Genomic DNA, 15,147 nt, shown 5'->3' with positions numbered 1-15,147 from the left:
TCACCGGTGAGCGCACCCTTCGTCGGCGACCGGATCGTCGTGCGCTATCGCCTCGGCGACGCCACCCCCGCGGACTGGCGCGGCGACCGGGCGGCCGCGCAGTCGGACGTGACCGGCATCCTCCGCGAGGACGGGGACCCACTGGTCATCGACCGGGACGGCACACCCGAATCCATTCCGCGGGCGGCCATCACGTCCGTTCGGATCCTGTCCCGGGTGACGGTCCGCAATTCGGAGATCCGGGCCGTCGAGGCGGCGGCCGCGGCCGCCTGGCCGGGCACCGAATCGGCCATGGTGTCCGGCTGGCTGTTGCGGGCGGGCGGCGGGTTCACCCGGCGCGCCAATTCGGCGGTGCCGCTGGAGTTCGGTGCCGACACCGACTCCGACGCGATCGCTGCGATGCGTGGCTGGTACTCGACCCGCGGTCTGCCGACGATGATCGCGCTGCCCGAGCGACTCATCCCCGCCGGGCACATCGACGGCCGGCCGGCGAGCGGTGAGGTGCAGATGCTGGTCCGCGATGTCGCCGGCCTCCCGACGGCCACCTCGAAGGTGCCCGTCCGGCAGACCGACGCCCCGACGACCCCGTGGCTGCGCGCGTACCGCGGCGTCGAGGTCGACGTCGAGGTCGCCGCGGCGGTGGTGTCCGCATCGCGCGGACCGGTCGCCTTCGCATCGATCGGCGACCACGACGATCCGGTGTCCATCGGTCGCGCCACGGTCACCGAGTCGACCGACGGCACCAGGTGGCTCGGTCTCACCGCGCTGTGGACCTCGTCGGCCCGGCGCCGCGAAGGGCTCGCCGGAGCAGTGCTGTCGGGTCTCGTCACATGGGGAGTCGAGCACGGCGCGCAGCGCACCTACGTGCAGGTCGAGGAGGACAACCGGATCGCCGGGAACTGGTATCGCACCCTCGGTTTCGGCCTGCATCACACGTACCGGTACGTCGAGATCTGATGTTCTCGTAGGGTAAATGCGTGGTGGCGGCGAGCGCGAGCAAGCGGCGGCAGGCGATCCTGTCGGTGGCCACCGTGGTCGCCATCGCCGTCGTGGCGGCGCTGACCTGGGCACTAAGCGGCGGAGGCGACGACCACGGGTCGGCGACCGCCGACTCGTCGACGACGAAGAACTCCACCGCATCGGGGCAATCGACGTCCGGTGCGCCGGGGGCCGTACCCGCACACGTCCTGCACACCCTCGCTCTGATCGACGCGGGCACCTGGCCCGAGGCCGCCAACGCGCCCGGTACCCGGGGCGGGGACGTCTTCCGGAATTCCGAGGGCAACCTGCCGGCGACCGACGACCGCGGCCGCCGCATCACGTACCGCGAATGGGACGTCAACCCCAAAGAACCCGGGCAGAGCCGCGACGCCGAGCGGATCGTCACCGGCAACGACGGCAGCGCCTGGTACACCGCCGACCACTACCGCACCTTCGTCAAGATCCGGGGGCCCGACCTGTGACCACCTCCGAGCACTCCCCGATCCCGCTGGCACAGTTCATCTCCGCCGCCGGGCGTTTCGGTCCGGTGGCCGGCGTGTTGACCGGGTCCCGGCTGTCGACGGTCCCCCACAACCTCACAGTGCGGTCCGTCGACGCCGACCGGATGCCGACAGTCGCTGCCCTGTTCGACGAATTCGCCCGGGCCTGGTCGTTTCCCGACCACTTCGGCCGAAACAAGGACGCCTTCGACGAGTGCATGCGCGACCTCGACGACACGCCGCCGGACGTGCGCCCGCCGTCCGCCTACCTCACCGTGATCGAGAACGCGCCGCGGCTGCTGAGTCACGAACCCGACGATCTGCGCTGGTTCGCCGGATCTCTCGAGTTCTACCGCGATCACTACCGCGACGTCGCCGATCCGGCGGCCGCCTTCGCCGTCGCACTGCTGAGTCCACCCACCCTCCGTCGACGGGTCGAGACACGCTGGCACGACGCCGGCTCGCCGGTCGCCCTGATAGAGAGCTGACATGCGCATCGCCACCTGGAACGTGAACTCCATCCGTGCGCGCTCGGAGGCCGTCGTCGGCTGGATGGAACGCAACGACATCGACGTGCTCGCGATGCAGGAGACGAAATGCCGCGACGACGAGTTCCCGCTGATGAGCTTCCTGGCCGGCGGCTACGACGTCACTCATGCGGGCACCGGCGGGTTCAACGGGGTCGCCATCGCCTCCCGGATCGGGCTCGACGAGGTGGAGATCGGCTTCGAGGGTCAGCCGAATTTCGGAACCGAGCACACCGCGCCGGCGCGGGAGGCTCGCGCGATCTCCGCGCGGTGCGGCGCCGTACGGGTGTGGAGCCTCTATGTGCCCAACGGCCGTGCCCTCGACGACCCGCACTACCTGTACAAGCTCGACTGGCTGGCCAGACTCCGCGACATCGGGTCACTCTGGCTGGCCCACGACCCCGCGGCGCAGATCGTCCTGGCCGGTGACTGGAACATCATCCCAACCGATGCCGACGTCTGGGATCCCGCGCAGTTCGAGGACAGGACCCACGTGTCCGAACCCGAACGGGCCGCCCTGCAGGCGATCCGGGACGCCGGATTCCACGACTCGGCGCACCCCTACGACGATGCGTACACCTTCTGGGATTACACCCAGCTCCGCTTCCCGCGCGACGAGGGCATGCGGATCGACTACCTGCTCTGCTCGCCCGCGTTCGACGACCGGGTCCGCGGCGCCTTTGTCGACCGCAGCGCCCGAAAGGGCAAGGGTGCCAGCGATCATGCCCCGGTCGTCCTGGAGGTCTGAACCAGACGGACGCGACAGGCCAGCGGCGTAGCACCAGAATGAGCTTAGGCTAAGCTGCTCCCATGGCTCGTCCGTTGCGTGTTTTCTTCGTGATGATCACCGTGCTGGTGACGACGATGCTGGCAGTCAGCGCCTGTAGTGCGCCCGACGAATCCGATGGGGGCGGTGCACCCATCCAGGTCAACACGTCCAAGGGTTCGGTCACCATCAACGGTGTGCCCAAGCGCATCGTCGCCCTCGGGGCGCAATGGATGGATGTCGCACTCTCGTTCGGGGTCACACCGGTGGCGTACCTCGACAACATCCAGATCCTGACCGGCAAGCCGGCGCCGTGGTCGAGCGACAAGCTCAAGGATTCGACGCCGATCAGCACCGACGACGTCGTCGCACAGGTCGCCAAGGCGAAGCCGGATCTGATTCTGGCGACCTCGTACATGGCCGACGGCCAGCCCGAGATGTACAACCAGATCTCCAAACTCGCGCCGACCATCCCCGGCATCACCGGCAAGCAGATCGACCCCTGGCAGGACATGGTCACGTTCTTGGGAACCGTGTTGCGGCAGCCCGACAAGGCCAAGGAGATCACCAGTGGCGTCGACTCGAAGGTCGATGCGACCAAGAACGAGCTCCCCGGACTCAACGGCAAGACGTACACGATGGCCTACATGTACTCGAACGATCAGATCCAGGTCCTCGGCGATCCCGACGACGGCGCAACCTCCCTGTTCAGTTCACTCGGCATGAGCATCGCCCCCGCGCTGGTGGCCGGCTATCGACGCAGCGGACAGCCGCGATATCCCATCTCGACCGAGAACGTGCCACTCCTGAATTCCGACCTGTTGGTCATCACCGCCAACACCGATCAGTTGATGTCGTCGCTGCAGAAGCTGCCCGGCTATCGCAATCTGCGATCGGTGCGCAGCGGCGCCGTGAGCCGTCTGACGGTCGCCGAGATCGGCGGACTGAACGAGCCGACGCCGCTGTCCATCCCGTACCTGCTCGACAAGATGCATCCGGCGATGGAAAAGGCTGCCGGCTGACGACCCGATGACGAACTCGACAACACCGGCGACTACACCGGCGACTGCGCCACAGACCGTCTATACGCTCACCGACGGCGCGCGATGCCTGCTCGGAGGAGGCGGCGTCGCCGTCCTGCTACCGGCCAAACAGCGGCTCGACGGATTGTCACCGGGTCAGATCGCGACGTTGCGAACGCTCAACGGCGGACCACTACGGATCGCCGACGACGCCGACGAGGACACCGTCGACCTGTTAAACCGCCTGGTCGACGCCGGTGTGGTGTCGCTGATCGTATCCGCTGGACAGCGGGACCTGTACTCGCTACGCCCCTTTCGCCGGCCATCGCAGCCACGCCCGGTCCCATGCTCGGACGCGTTCGAGCTGTCACGGTTCACCGTGGTGCGGCGCAACGGCACCGACGTGGTCGCCGAGCACCCTCGATCATGGTGCGACGTCGCCATCCACGACGCGGAAACTCTCGCGACGCTCGTGGGGCTGGGTTCCGCGCTGCCGGCACAGATCCGCGACCGGCTCGCCGCCGACCTGGCATGGTCGGGTCACGCGGTCGGGCCGGGAACCGAGTCACACGACTTCGCCACGCGCAGTTGGAGTCCGCACGAGCTGTGGTTCCACCGGCGCAGCACCGTCGGCGACCGCGGCACCAGCTGGGCACACTTCGGGCCGACCCGGTGGGCGGACGGCGAGTTCGAGCCACTGCCGGCGCGGCGCGAGCGCTACGACGGCGAGCCCGTCTCCCTGCCCACCCCCGACCTCGCGGCATTGCGCCAGGACGACCAGCCACTCACTGCGGTCGTCGAGGACCGGAAGTCGGTGCGCGACTTCGACGATCGTCATCCAGTGACCGCCGCACAACTCGGCGAGCTCCTCCACCGGTGCGCCCGAACCCGCAGCGTACGCACCACGAACGCGAATCGCGCAGTACCCGAGGAACTTCCGTCGCGCCCGTTTCCCTCGGGTGGGTCACTCTACGAACTCGAGGTGTATGCGGTGGTGCGCATCGCCGACGGCATCCCGGCCGGGATGTACCACTACGATTCCTTCGACCACGTGTTACGCCCGGTGGCGCCGTACGACAGTCCCGCCGTCCGCAGGCTCGTCGCACCCGCCTCCCTCACGCTGGCCGACGGGCAGCTCCCGCAGGTGCTGCTCGTCCTCGCCGCCCGACCGGGCCGGATCATGTGGACCTACGAACAGATGCCGTACGCGGTGATCCTCAAACACGTCGGAGTACTGACGCAGACGCTCTACCTCACCTCCACCGCAATGGGTTTGGGGGGTGTGGCACAGGGATACGGCGACACGGCGGCATTCGCCGAGGCCACCGGGGCCGACGAGCTCACCGAGTGCAACGTCGGGAGTTTCGTGGTCGGCACACCGCGCTGAGCCTGCCGGTTCTCGCGTGGCGCCCGGCCCGGGGCTGCTGGTCAGGTCATCCGGCCGCCCAGCGCGGTCGCCAGCGCAGTCACCGAGTCCGCCCACAGCCCGGTCAGCACGTCGACCTCCGCCGCGGTGAGCAGATCCGCCCCGTAGCGCCAGTTGGTCACCAACTGCGGACCGGCGTCGGTGGCCCGGACCACCGCGACGACGTCCAGCGTGTAACGCAGGGGCAGGTCGGGTTCGGGATCGGTCGGGAGATGCTCGTTGATCTCCAGGTCGGTGATCGGCGACCATGGTTCCCATCCGGCGGCACCGTGGGCGCCCGGCGTGTGGAGATCGAATCGGCCGAGGTAGTTGAACTCCACCTGCGGGTCCGGCGCTTCGAGCAGTTCCGGCACCCGGGACAGGTATTTCAGCACACCGAAATCGAGCCCCATCGACGGGATCCGCCCGACGTGGGCGGCGACTTCGTCCAGCAGATCGGCGCCGGCCTGCGGATCGGATGTCGCCGCGTCGATGTCGAGGTCGCGACCTGCCCCGAGACGGACGGGGAACACCGTGGTGAACCACCCCAGCGTCCGCGTGGTGTCGACATCGGGCCCGGCCAGCGCATCTTCCCGACCATGTCCCTCGAGTGCGATATACGCCCCACCGGTCGCGTCCTCACCCCGCCGGTGGCGCCACGTGGCGAGCGTCAGCGTCAGCGCGGTCAGCAGGAATTCGCGCATACCGATGCTCTTGTCGATCGCCCGCAGGACCTGTGCAGTGGTCTCGACCCCGGTATGGGTGACCGCCGAACGCAGCGACGACCAGGTATCCGTGTCGGGCGCCGGCCTGCGGGACCCGATCGCCGGATCGGGTCCCGACACCTCGCTCACCCAATAGGACTGCTGGGCAAGCACATCCTGGCGGCTGCTCCTGCCGGACACGTACTCGCACCACCGTCGATAGTCGCTGTACTCGGTCTGCAGGACCGGGGTGTCGCCCGCATCGATGGCGCGGCCGGCGGTCGCGAGCTCACCAAAGATCACCTGCCAGCTCACCGCATCCACGGCGAGATGGTGGATCGCGAGCAGTAACAGATCGTCGGTTGCGTTGCAGCGTAACCGGACCGCCGAGATCATCCGTCCCGCGACCGGATCGATCGCATCGTTTGCCCGACGGGCCGCCGCGGTGATCCCGTCTCCTGGTTCATCGACCGACAGCGTCGTCAGTACCGCGGCCGCATCGACCGTTCCCGGTTCGCGGGTGAGCAGACCGTTCGCAGAGATCTGGGACCGCAGCATGTCGTGACCGTCGATCAACGACCGGAGGATGTCGACGAGTCCGGCGTCCGAGAGTCCCTGCGGCAAGGCGAACAGCACGGTCTGGGTGAAGCGGCGGTAGTTGCCGTACTCGTACATCCACTCGACCACCGGCAACGCCGGCACCGGGCCGTAACCGGATGCGGAGGCGATCACGGCATCGCCGGCCCGGTCGATGGCGTCGCCGAGATCCTGGATGGTCGGATGCGACAACACCATTCGCGGCGTCACCACGAGATCACAATCGCGCAGGGCGTTCACCATGGCCATCGCCACGATGCTGTCCAGGCCCAGGTCGAAGAAGTCCTCGTCGACGCCGGGTGTGGACCCGAGCACGTCGGTGATCACCGATCGTACGACGGTCGCCGTGGCGGACAGGTCTGCCACGGCGGTTCCGCTTCGGGCTCGGAGAGATTCGGCGGCCGACTCGGCCAGCACCCTGCTGTCGAGTTTTCCGTTGCTGTTCATCGGCAGCACTGGGAGACAGAGAATCCGGGAGGGCACCATGTGGGCCGGAATCGCTTCGGCCAGCGCGCCGCGGAGCCCACGGGCCTCGAGGTCCGTGCCGGCGGCGAAACCGACGAGCGCCGGACCCGCTGCCCGGTCGACCACGACGACGGCCGCGTTCGACACCCCGGCCAGTCGCCGCATCGCGGCTTCGATCTCGCCCGTCTCGATCCGGTAGCCGCGGATCTTGACCTGGTCGTCGCTGCGGCCGACGAAGATGAGTTCCCCACGGGCGTTGCGGCGTACCAGATCTCCGGTTCGGTACATTCGCTCGCCGATGCCGTCGGGATCGGCGACGAAGCTCGTCGCCGTCAGCGCGGCCTTGCCCTGGTAACCACGGGTGACCTGGGCCCCGGACAGGTAGAGTTCGCCGGGCACACCGGTCGGTACCGGACGCAGCCGGGAGTCGAGAACGTGTGCGCTCATTCGATCCGTGGCGGTGCCGATGATCGGCGACGGTGAATCCGCGATCCGTGCTACGACCGCCTCAACCGTTGTCTCCGTCGGTCCATAGCAGTTGTACGCCGACGTATCCGGCAGCCCGGACAGCTGTTTCCACAACGCGGGCCCGATCGCCTCACCGCCCAGTGCCAGCACGGTGAGATGTGCATGCCCGCCTCCGGACTCCCCCAACAAGCCGGCGGCGGCCAGCTGGCCGAACATCGAGGGCGTGGTGTCGATCATGTCGATCTCCCGCTCCGAGAGACCCGCCACCAGGCGACCGGCATCACGCATCTCGTCGTCGTCGAAGAGATGTATCGCGTGGCCGTCGAGCAGACCGGCCAGCGGCTGCCACGAGGCGTCGAAGCTGAACGTCCACGCATGCGCGATGCGCAGCGGGCGGCCGAGCCGATCCCGGGCCGGCGCGAGCATCTGGTCACGATGATCGCGGCAGTAACTCACCAGCGCGCGGTGGGTTCCGATGACGCCCTTCGGTTCACCGGTCGAGCCCGAGGTGAAGATGATGTATGCCGCGCTCGACGGACGCAGCCCCGTCGGTGCGATGTGAACGGGCCGCGCCTCGATGCGACCTGCGGTCTCGGGGTCGTCGAGGGCCAACGGCTTGGCGAGCGGGGCGAACCGGTCGCGGTGTGCGAGATCGGTGATCACCAGCTCGATCCCCGCCTGACCGACGATGTTGGCCACCCGCTGATCCGGCAGGGAAACATCGATCGGGACATATGCGCCGCCCGCGATCAGTACCCCGAGGATGGCGATAACCGACTCTGCCGACCGCGGAATCGCTACGGCCACTGCCGATTCCGCGACCATGCCGTCTTCGGTGAGCTCGCCGGCCAAGCGGGTGGCATGGTCTGCCAGCTCTCGGTAGGTGTACGACCGGGCACCGGCGACGAGCGCGGTCGCCTCGGGGGTGCGATCACACTGCGACAGAAAGGCCTCGACCACCGTCGGTGCGAGTTCGACGGCATCGTTGAGCTTCCGCTCCGCGGCCGCCGACGATGCCAGCGCACGTTCCCCGGGCAACGTGACGTCGAGTCGGTCGGGATGCCGGTCGGCCGCATCCGGCAACTGCTCGAGCACCCGGACCACACGTTGCGCCACGTCACCGGGGACGATGCCGCCGAGTGCGTCCTCGATGGCCTCGGTCATCACCACGAGTTCACCGTCGAGCAGGTAGGCGACCACGGTGAGGGGGTAGTGCGCGAGACTTTCCATCGCCAGCGGGAGGAACCGCGTACCGTCGGGTGCGCTGATCGGCTCGGTCGCCGCCCCTATCGGCGCGTTCTCGAACACGAACAACGTGTCGAAGAGCGACGAGAGCCCCGCGGACCGCTGGATCTCGGAGAGGCCCAGGTAGCCCTGGTCGCGCATCCGACTCGATTCACGCTGCAGGGCAATGCACTTGGCCGTCACGGCATCGGCGCCCCCCGCTTCGGCGAGGCGGACGCGGGACGGCACGGTGTTGATGAAGAGTCCGATCATCTCGTCGGCACCCGCAAGCCCCTGCGGGCGCCCCGAGATGGTGGTCCCGAACACCACGTCGTCACGGTCGGTCAGGCGGCCCAGCACGGTGGCCCAGGCGAACTGGACCGCGGTGTTCACCGTGAGCCCGGCCGAGCGCGACCACGCGACAAGGCGTTCCGTGGCCGGGGCGGACAGCTCGTGACGGGTGCGGACCGGCTCGGTTGCGGCGGCTCCCGGCGCGGCGAGCATCAGCGGCTCCACACCGTCCAGATATCGTGCCCATTCCGCACGCGCGGCCGCCCCGTCCTGCGCCGCCAGCCAGGCGATGTAATTGCGATACGGCCGAACCGCCGGCAGGCCCTGCGCCGATCCGCCGGCCGCATAGATGGCCAGAAGTTCCTGGAAGAACAGCGCGATCGCCCAGCCGTCCATGAGGATGTGGTGCGCGGTCACCAGCAGCCGCGAACGTCCCTCGGGCAGGTCGATCAGCTTGACCCGCAACGACGGTCCGCGCCGAAGGTCGAAACGGTCGGCGCGCTCGGCCGCCGCGATGTCGTCGAAATCCGCGGCGGTGGCCGAGAGCTCCTCCCACGGCACCTCGACGCGGGACGGCACGATCTGCACCGGTTTCGGGAGATCCTTGTCCCACAGCGAGACCCGCAGGTTGGGATGCCGCTCCATGATCACATCGACACTGCGGTGCAAGATCTGCCGATCCAGCGGGCCGGTGATCTCCACGACGAATTGCATCGAGTACAGATCGATCCCGTCGCCCGACATCTCGGACAGGACGAACAGCCCTTCCTGCAGCGGGCTGAGTGCCAGAACGTCCTCGATCTCCGGTGCGGCGCTCACCGCTGGGACTTCCATGCCGCCCCGAGCGATTGCAACATGTCGTCACTCAGACCGGATGCGCTCATCGGCGCCGCCTCTGCTTCGTCGGCTCCGCCGCCGCCTCGGGTCTCGTAGGTCTCGGCGGCATCGACCGCCGCCGCCAGTTCGGCGATCGTGTAGTGGTCAAAGATCTGCTGGGGTGCCAGCGGCAATCCCTCGGCCGCCGCGCGGGCGGACCATTGGATCGAGATGACGCTGTCGCCGCCGACGGCGAAGAAGTTGTCGTCCCGACCCAGACCGTCGACACCGAGCAGATCAGCGAGGATGCCGATCAGTCGTTCCTCGGTCGGGGTCTCCGCACCACCCCCGGCCGTCTGCGCCATCGCCACCACGGCGGGGGCGACATGACCGTACGGATCGGTGAGACGCGAGCCCGGTGACAGTGCCGCCAGGGATTCGGCGAGCGACGATCCGGCACCCGACTCGGTGACGACCCATTCGCGGACCGACCCGAGGTCGGTGGACCCCGTGTGCTGCAACGCAGCAAGCGTCCGCGGCGTCGCGTGCACCCGGCGCGGGCGTTCGGCGACGATCAGCCGGGCGAGTGCGGCCGGGTCGTCGCCGTGCCGTTCGGCCGTGAGTACCCCCGGAAGGGCGGGCAGCGGGATCGCCGTCAGGGCGGTGTCCGGGCCGGTCCCAAAGGATTCGAGCATCGCCGCGAAGGCCGCCGCGATCCCCTCGATCGTCTCCTGGTCGTAGAGATCCGCGCTGCCGACCACGCGTCCTTCGAGTCCACCGCCCTCGGTGACCGTCAGGATCGCGTTGAGGTCGAGAAACGACGTGTCCTGCTCGACCGGCAACAACGTCAGGGTGGTCTGGCCGTCGGCGTCCAGCGGACGGCCCCAGGCGTTCTGATCCCGATCACGGAAGTGGATCATGCTCTGGAACAGGGGATTACGCGATCGTGTCCGTCGTGGATTGATCGCCTCGACCAGCCGCTCGATCGGTACGTCCTGATTCGCGAAGGCGCCCAGAACCGCATCCCGGCTACGCCCGATCAGTTCCCTCACGGTCGGGGCACCGCCGGTGCTGGTCCGCAGCACCACCATGTTCGCGTAGAGGCCGACCAGATCGTCGGTGCCCGTGTCGATCCGGCCTGCGACAGGTGTTCCCACTGCGATGTCGTCGCCGCCGCCGAGTCGGCTCAACAGTCCGGTGAGCGCCGCGGTCACGGTCATGAACTCCGTCGCGCCGCTGCTGTCGGCGACCCGGCGCAGACGCCTGCGGGCCTCCGGTGTCACAGCGAGGTCGGCCAGTACCCCGGCTTTGGTGAGGGCCTGCGGACGTGGCCGGTCGGGCGTGACGGTGATCTCGTCCGGCTGACCGGCCAGAGCGGTCCGCCAGTGCTCGATCTGCCGGCGTCCGAAACCGGCGGCCGGGTCGTCGTCCGACCCCTGCGCGCTATCGGTCCCGACCGGGAACACCTGGTGCTGCCACAAGGCGTAGTCGGTGTAGGTCAGCGCCGGGGCCGGGAGGCCCGGTTCCGTGCCCGCGGTGCGTGCGCGGTATGCGTCGACGAGATCCGAGATCAGCACATCCGTCGACCAGTGGTCGATGACCATGTGGTGGATCACCAGCGACAGGACGTGCGTCGTCTCGTTCTCCCGCAACAGCATCGGCTTCAGCAGGGGCCCTACCGAGAGATCGAACACGTGCTCACGCGCGACCGCGAGGGCCGCGTCGCGTTCACCGGCGTCGCCGACCGCGACGACCGGCAGATCGATCTCCGGCCGCTCGCCCACCCGCGCCGTCGGCAGCCCGTCCTGCTCCACGAAGGTCGTCCGCAACGACTCGTGTCGGCCGACCACGTCCTCGACAGCCGCTGCGAGGGCAGCGACGTCGACCGGCCCGTCCAGACGAAGCGCCAGTGGGATGTTCCCCGCGGCACCCGGTCCCTCGAAGCGGTGCTGGAACCACATGGCCAACTGCGAGAACGACAGCGGAATGGGATCGGGGCGCTCGACGTGCACCAACGGCGGCCGTCCGGTTGCACTCGCGGGCCGGCCGACATCCGTCGGCGCCGATTCGACCTCGGCATCCTCGAGTTCGCCGAGCTCGTCGAGGTCGATGCCGAACTCGTCACGGACGGCGGTGTTCACCGCTGCGGCCAGCCCCTCCACCGTCGGATTGTCCAACGGAAGACGGACATCCACGTCGATGCCGAATTCGGTGACCAGGGTGGTCACCAACCGCGCCGCCAGCAGCGAATGGCCGCCGAGGTCGAAGAACGACGAACCGGCGGTGATGTCATCCCGGCCGAACAGTTCGGCGTACACCGCTGCCACGCGTTGTTCGGTCGGTGTGCGAGGCGCCCGCTCCGACCGGGCGACGGCGGAGATGTCGGGCAGCGCATCACGATCGAGCTTGCCGTGCGCGGTCAGCGGGACCTCGTCGATGACCGCGAGAGCTGCGGGCACCAGGTAGTCCGGCACGACCGTGCGCGCGTGGCGGAGCACATCCTCGAGGTCGACCGCGGCGCCGGCGTGCGGCTCCGCGATCACGTAGCCGAGCAGGCGCGCACCGGAGTCCGCGGCATCGACCATCGCGACCGCGTGCGCGACGTCTGGATGGTCCACGAGCGCCGCCTCGACCTCGCCGAGTTCGACCCGGTATCCGCGGACTTTCACCTGCTCATCGGCACGACCTTCGAATTCCAGGTCTCCGTTGCCATTTCGACGGGCGAGGTCTCCGGTGCGATAGAGCCGGCCGCCCCGGCCGAATGGATCGGCGACGAATCGGGCCGAGGTCAGCGCGGGCCGTCCGAGGTATCCACGCGCGAGCTGTGACCCGCCCAGGTAGATCTCGCCCACCACACCGTCGGGCACGAGGCGCAGACCGGCATCGAGCAGATAGCTCGTGACATTCGTGTTCGGGGTGCCGATCGGCACGATCGAGCTGCCTTGGGGCCCGTCCACCGGGTAGTGCGTCGCGGCGACCACCGCCTCGGTCGGCCCGTAGTTGTTGGACAGTGCCGCGTCGAATGTGGTGGTGAAGGCGTCGGCGACCTCGCCGGAGAAGGCCTCACCACCGACCGGGACCGTTCGCAACATCGTCCACTGCTTCACCTCGGGCACCATCAGCAGAGTCGACAACAGGGTCGGCACCATATGCATCACGGTCACGCGCTGCCGCACCAGCAGATCGGCCATGTACGAGATATCGTGCACTGCATGTGGTTTGGGTACCACCAAGGTTGCCCCGACCGCGAGGGTGCAGAACACCTCGAACATCGACGCATCGAAACTCACCGACGAGGTCTGTACCAGCCGGTCATCCGGTGAGAGCACCTCGCCTGCTCCGAATCCGATCAGATGATCGGCGATCGCCTTGTGCGCCACCGGAACCCCCTTGGGGGTACCCGTGGACCCGGAGGTGTAGATGACGTACGCGAGATTGTCCGGCCGCAGCGGGGTCCGCCGAACCCGGTCATCCGGTACGTCGGCGGGGCAATCGGCGGCCTCCGTCTCGGCGGTGGCCAGGGCGTCGGCGTCGAGAACAAGACGTGGAGCTGCGTCGTCGATGAGGAACTGCGTGCGATCGTCCGGGTAGTCCGGGTCGATCGGGAGATACGCGGCACCCGCCTTGAGCACCGCCAGGGCGGCCACCACGAATCCCACCGATCCGCCCAGACGCAGACCCACCAGGTCCTCGGTCTCGACACCCGATCGGAGCATCCAGTGCGCCAATCGATTCGAACGTTCATCGAGCTGCCGATAGGTCAGCACCACGTCATCGGAGACCAGCGCCTCGTGGTCGGCACGAGCCCGCACCGCAGCGGCGAACAGCTCCACGACCGTGGTGTCCGCGACCGCGGCGCGATGCCCGGTCGATCCCTCCAACACGCGGGCGAACGCGGCGGGGTCGAGGATCTCGAGGTCACGAATCGGCCGGGTCGGTGCCGCAAGGGCCTGGTCCAGCAGGTGGACGTACGCGTCCGCGATCCCCGCGGCGAGGTTCTCGGTGAACCGGGCCGCATCGTATTGGAGCTCGATCTGCGCCTGGTCGCCGCTGATGACGGCGAACTCGAGCGGCAGCTGGGCGTTCGGTGAGCCGAGCTCGTCGAGGTGACTCGCGGTGATGCCGTCGAGGGCGAGGCCGCTCGCCTGGCGCCGGGTACTGAGGCTCACCGACACGAGTTGCGCCAGACCGTCGCCAGCAGCCCCGCGCTCCGGGTTGATCGCCCCGACCACCGCATCCACCGGCGCGTTCTGGTGCGCAAAGCCGGTGATCAGACGCTGCGCCGAGGCCGCCGTCAGCACGACCAGCGAGTCGGTCGGTGCGAGGCGTGTCCGGGTCAGGAGGGTGTTGCCGAAGTACCCGATCAGGTCCGTGGCGTCGCCGGGACGATGGGTCACGGGCACCGCGACGGTGAAATCGACCGCCCCGGTGATCCGGTGGACCAGCGCGTCGGTGACGGCGGCGTGCACCGTGAACGGGCTCACCGACGATGCTCGGGCGAAATCGTCCACCCGGCGGGTCAGGTCGGCAGGCAGCGCCCGGGTCACACGCCCGCTCGTCCGCTCCACACCGGTCGGATGTGCGCCGGCCGGGAGCGCGAGGGGCTCCGGCAGCGGGTTCAGCTGGTTGCGCCAATAGCGCAGATCGTCGGACACCAGCTCAGGGTCGGTGGGTGGCAGGTCCGCATACTGTCGCGCGAGCGCCGGTCGTGGCGTCGACCCGGCGCCTGCGTTGTAGACCGAGTTCACCTCGTCGAACAGGACCGACCAGGATTCGTCGTCCCAGCAGATGTGATGCACGGTGAGCATCACGATGTGTTCGTCGTCCGCGAGGCGGGCCAGCAGCAACCTGATGGGGAACTGCGACGTGAGGTCGAAGGCCGTACCGAACTCGCGCCGCGAGAGGACCTGCAATCGTCGGTCGCGGGCCCGCCCGGTCAGTTCTGCGAGGTCGACCTCCTGCCACGGCACAGAACCGGGCGCGTGGTGGCGCACAACGGGTTCACCGTCTGGCCCCAGTTCGTAAGTGGAGCGCAGAGTTTCGTGCCGGGCCACCACGCCGTCGAAGGCTGCGCGCAGACGCCCGGCATCCAGCGGACCGTCCAGGCGGTACGCGACACCGACGTTCAGTGAGGTGTCGGACGGATCGCGGTGGGAGACGAACCAGAGTCGCCGCTGCGCGGACGCCAGCGGGGAGGTCGCCCCCGCCGGCCGGGCCGGAAGAGTGACCGGCCCCCCACGGGAGTCGCGCACGAGTCCGTCGGCCGCGAGTCGCTGTCGCAGCAACTCTTTCTTTCGCTGCAAGAGGTCGTCAGCCATGCCCGTTAGTTTACATAGGCTTCCCTAACCAGGGTGCCTCGGCCATGCACTCCGGCCAAGGCG

8 protein-coding genes are annotated in these 15,147 nt (G+C 68.6%); 6 read left to right on the top strand and 2 right to left on the bottom strand.

Going from position 1 to position 15,147, the window contains the following annotated elements:
* Positions 1–6: 6 nt before the first annotated feature.
* From ACLQ3I_RS15540 to ACLQ3I_RS15515, 6 genes are all read left to right on the top strand, one after another.
* Positions 7–957, top strand: a complete 951-nt coding sequence (locus tag ACLQ3I_RS15540) for an N-acetylglutamate synthase, CG3035 family (RefSeq protein WP_425803015.1) — start codon at positions 7–9, stop codon at positions 955–957.
* Between the two features lie 20 nt (positions 958–977).
* On the top strand, positions 978–1,463 hold the full coding sequence (locus tag ACLQ3I_RS15535; RefSeq protein ID WP_425790203.1) for a ribonuclease domain-containing protein: 486 nt from the start codon (positions 978–980) through the stop codon (positions 1,461–1,463).
* Complete coding sequence (locus tag ACLQ3I_RS15530) at positions 1,460–1,969, top strand: barstar family protein (protein WP_425790205.1); 510 nt, start codon at positions 1,460–1,462, stop codon at positions 1,967–1,969. The genes ACLQ3I_RS15535 and ACLQ3I_RS15530 overlap by 4 nt, the downstream gene beginning before the upstream one ends.
* A 1-nt stretch (position 1,970) precedes the next feature.
* Complete coding sequence (locus tag ACLQ3I_RS15525) at positions 1,971–2,756, top strand: exodeoxyribonuclease III (protein WP_425803012.1); 786 nt, start codon at positions 1,971–1,973, stop codon at positions 2,754–2,756.
* A 62-nt stretch (positions 2,757–2,818) separates the two neighbouring features.
* On the top strand, positions 2,819–3,796 hold the full coding sequence (locus tag ACLQ3I_RS15520) for an ABC transporter substrate-binding protein (RefSeq protein ID WP_425803009.1): 978 nt from the start codon (positions 2,819–2,821) through the stop codon (positions 3,794–3,796).
* A 7-nt stretch (positions 3,797–3,803) separates the two neighbouring features.
* Positions 3,804–5,183, top strand: coding sequence for a SagB family peptide dehydrogenase (locus ACLQ3I_RS15515; protein WP_425803007.1), 1,380 nt, complete (start codon positions 3,804–3,806; stop codon positions 5,181–5,183).
* A gap of 41 nt (positions 5,184–5,224) precedes the next feature.
* Here the strand turns inward: ACLQ3I_RS15515 and ACLQ3I_RS15510 are convergent, their stop codons facing one another.
* On the bottom strand, positions 5,225–9,784 hold the full coding sequence (locus ACLQ3I_RS15510) for an amino acid adenylation domain-containing protein (RefSeq protein WP_425803005.1): 4,560 nt from the start codon (positions 9,782–9,784) through the stop codon (positions 5,225–5,227).
* Positions 9,766–15,084 carry an amino acid adenylation domain-containing protein gene (locus ACLQ3I_RS15505; protein WP_425803003.1) on the bottom strand — a complete coding sequence of 1,773 codons (5,319 nt, stop codon included), beginning with the start codon at positions 15,082–15,084 and terminating at the stop codon, positions 9,766–9,768. Before ACLQ3I_RS15505 ends, ACLQ3I_RS15510 begins: the two co-directional genes overlap by 19 nt.
* Positions 15,085–15,147 lie beyond the last annotated feature (63 nt).

It is taken from the genome of Gordonia sp. DT101, assembly GCF_049844895.1.
In the GTDB taxonomy this organism is placed as follows: Bacteria; Actinomycetota; Actinomycetes; order Mycobacteriales; family Mycobacteriaceae; genus Gordonia.
Note: the sequence above shows the minus strand (reverse complement) of the source record. Positions and strands in the feature narration are given on the sequence as shown.

Excerpts from the sequence above, each read along its gene's own strand:
- ACLQ3I_RS15525 (WP_425803012.1), top strand. The coding sequence starts at position 1,971 with ATGCGCATCGCCACCTGGAACGTGAACTCCATCCGTGCGCGCTCGGAG.
- ACLQ3I_RS15505 (WP_425803003.1), bottom strand. The coding sequence starts at position 15,084 with ATGGCTGACGACCTCTTGCAGCGAAAGAAAGAGTTGCTGCGACAGCGA.
- ACLQ3I_RS15520 (WP_425803009.1), top strand. The coding sequence starts at position 2,819 with ATGGCTCGTCCGTTGCGTGTTTTCTTCGTGATGATCACCGTGCTGGTG.
- ACLQ3I_RS15510 (WP_425803005.1), bottom strand. The coding sequence starts at position 9,784 with ATGGAAGTCCCAGCGGTGAGCGCCGCACCGGAGATCGAGGACGTTCTG.
- ACLQ3I_RS15515 (WP_425803007.1), top strand. The coding sequence starts at position 3,804 with ATGACGAACTCGACAACACCGGCGACTACACCGGCGACTGCGCCACAG.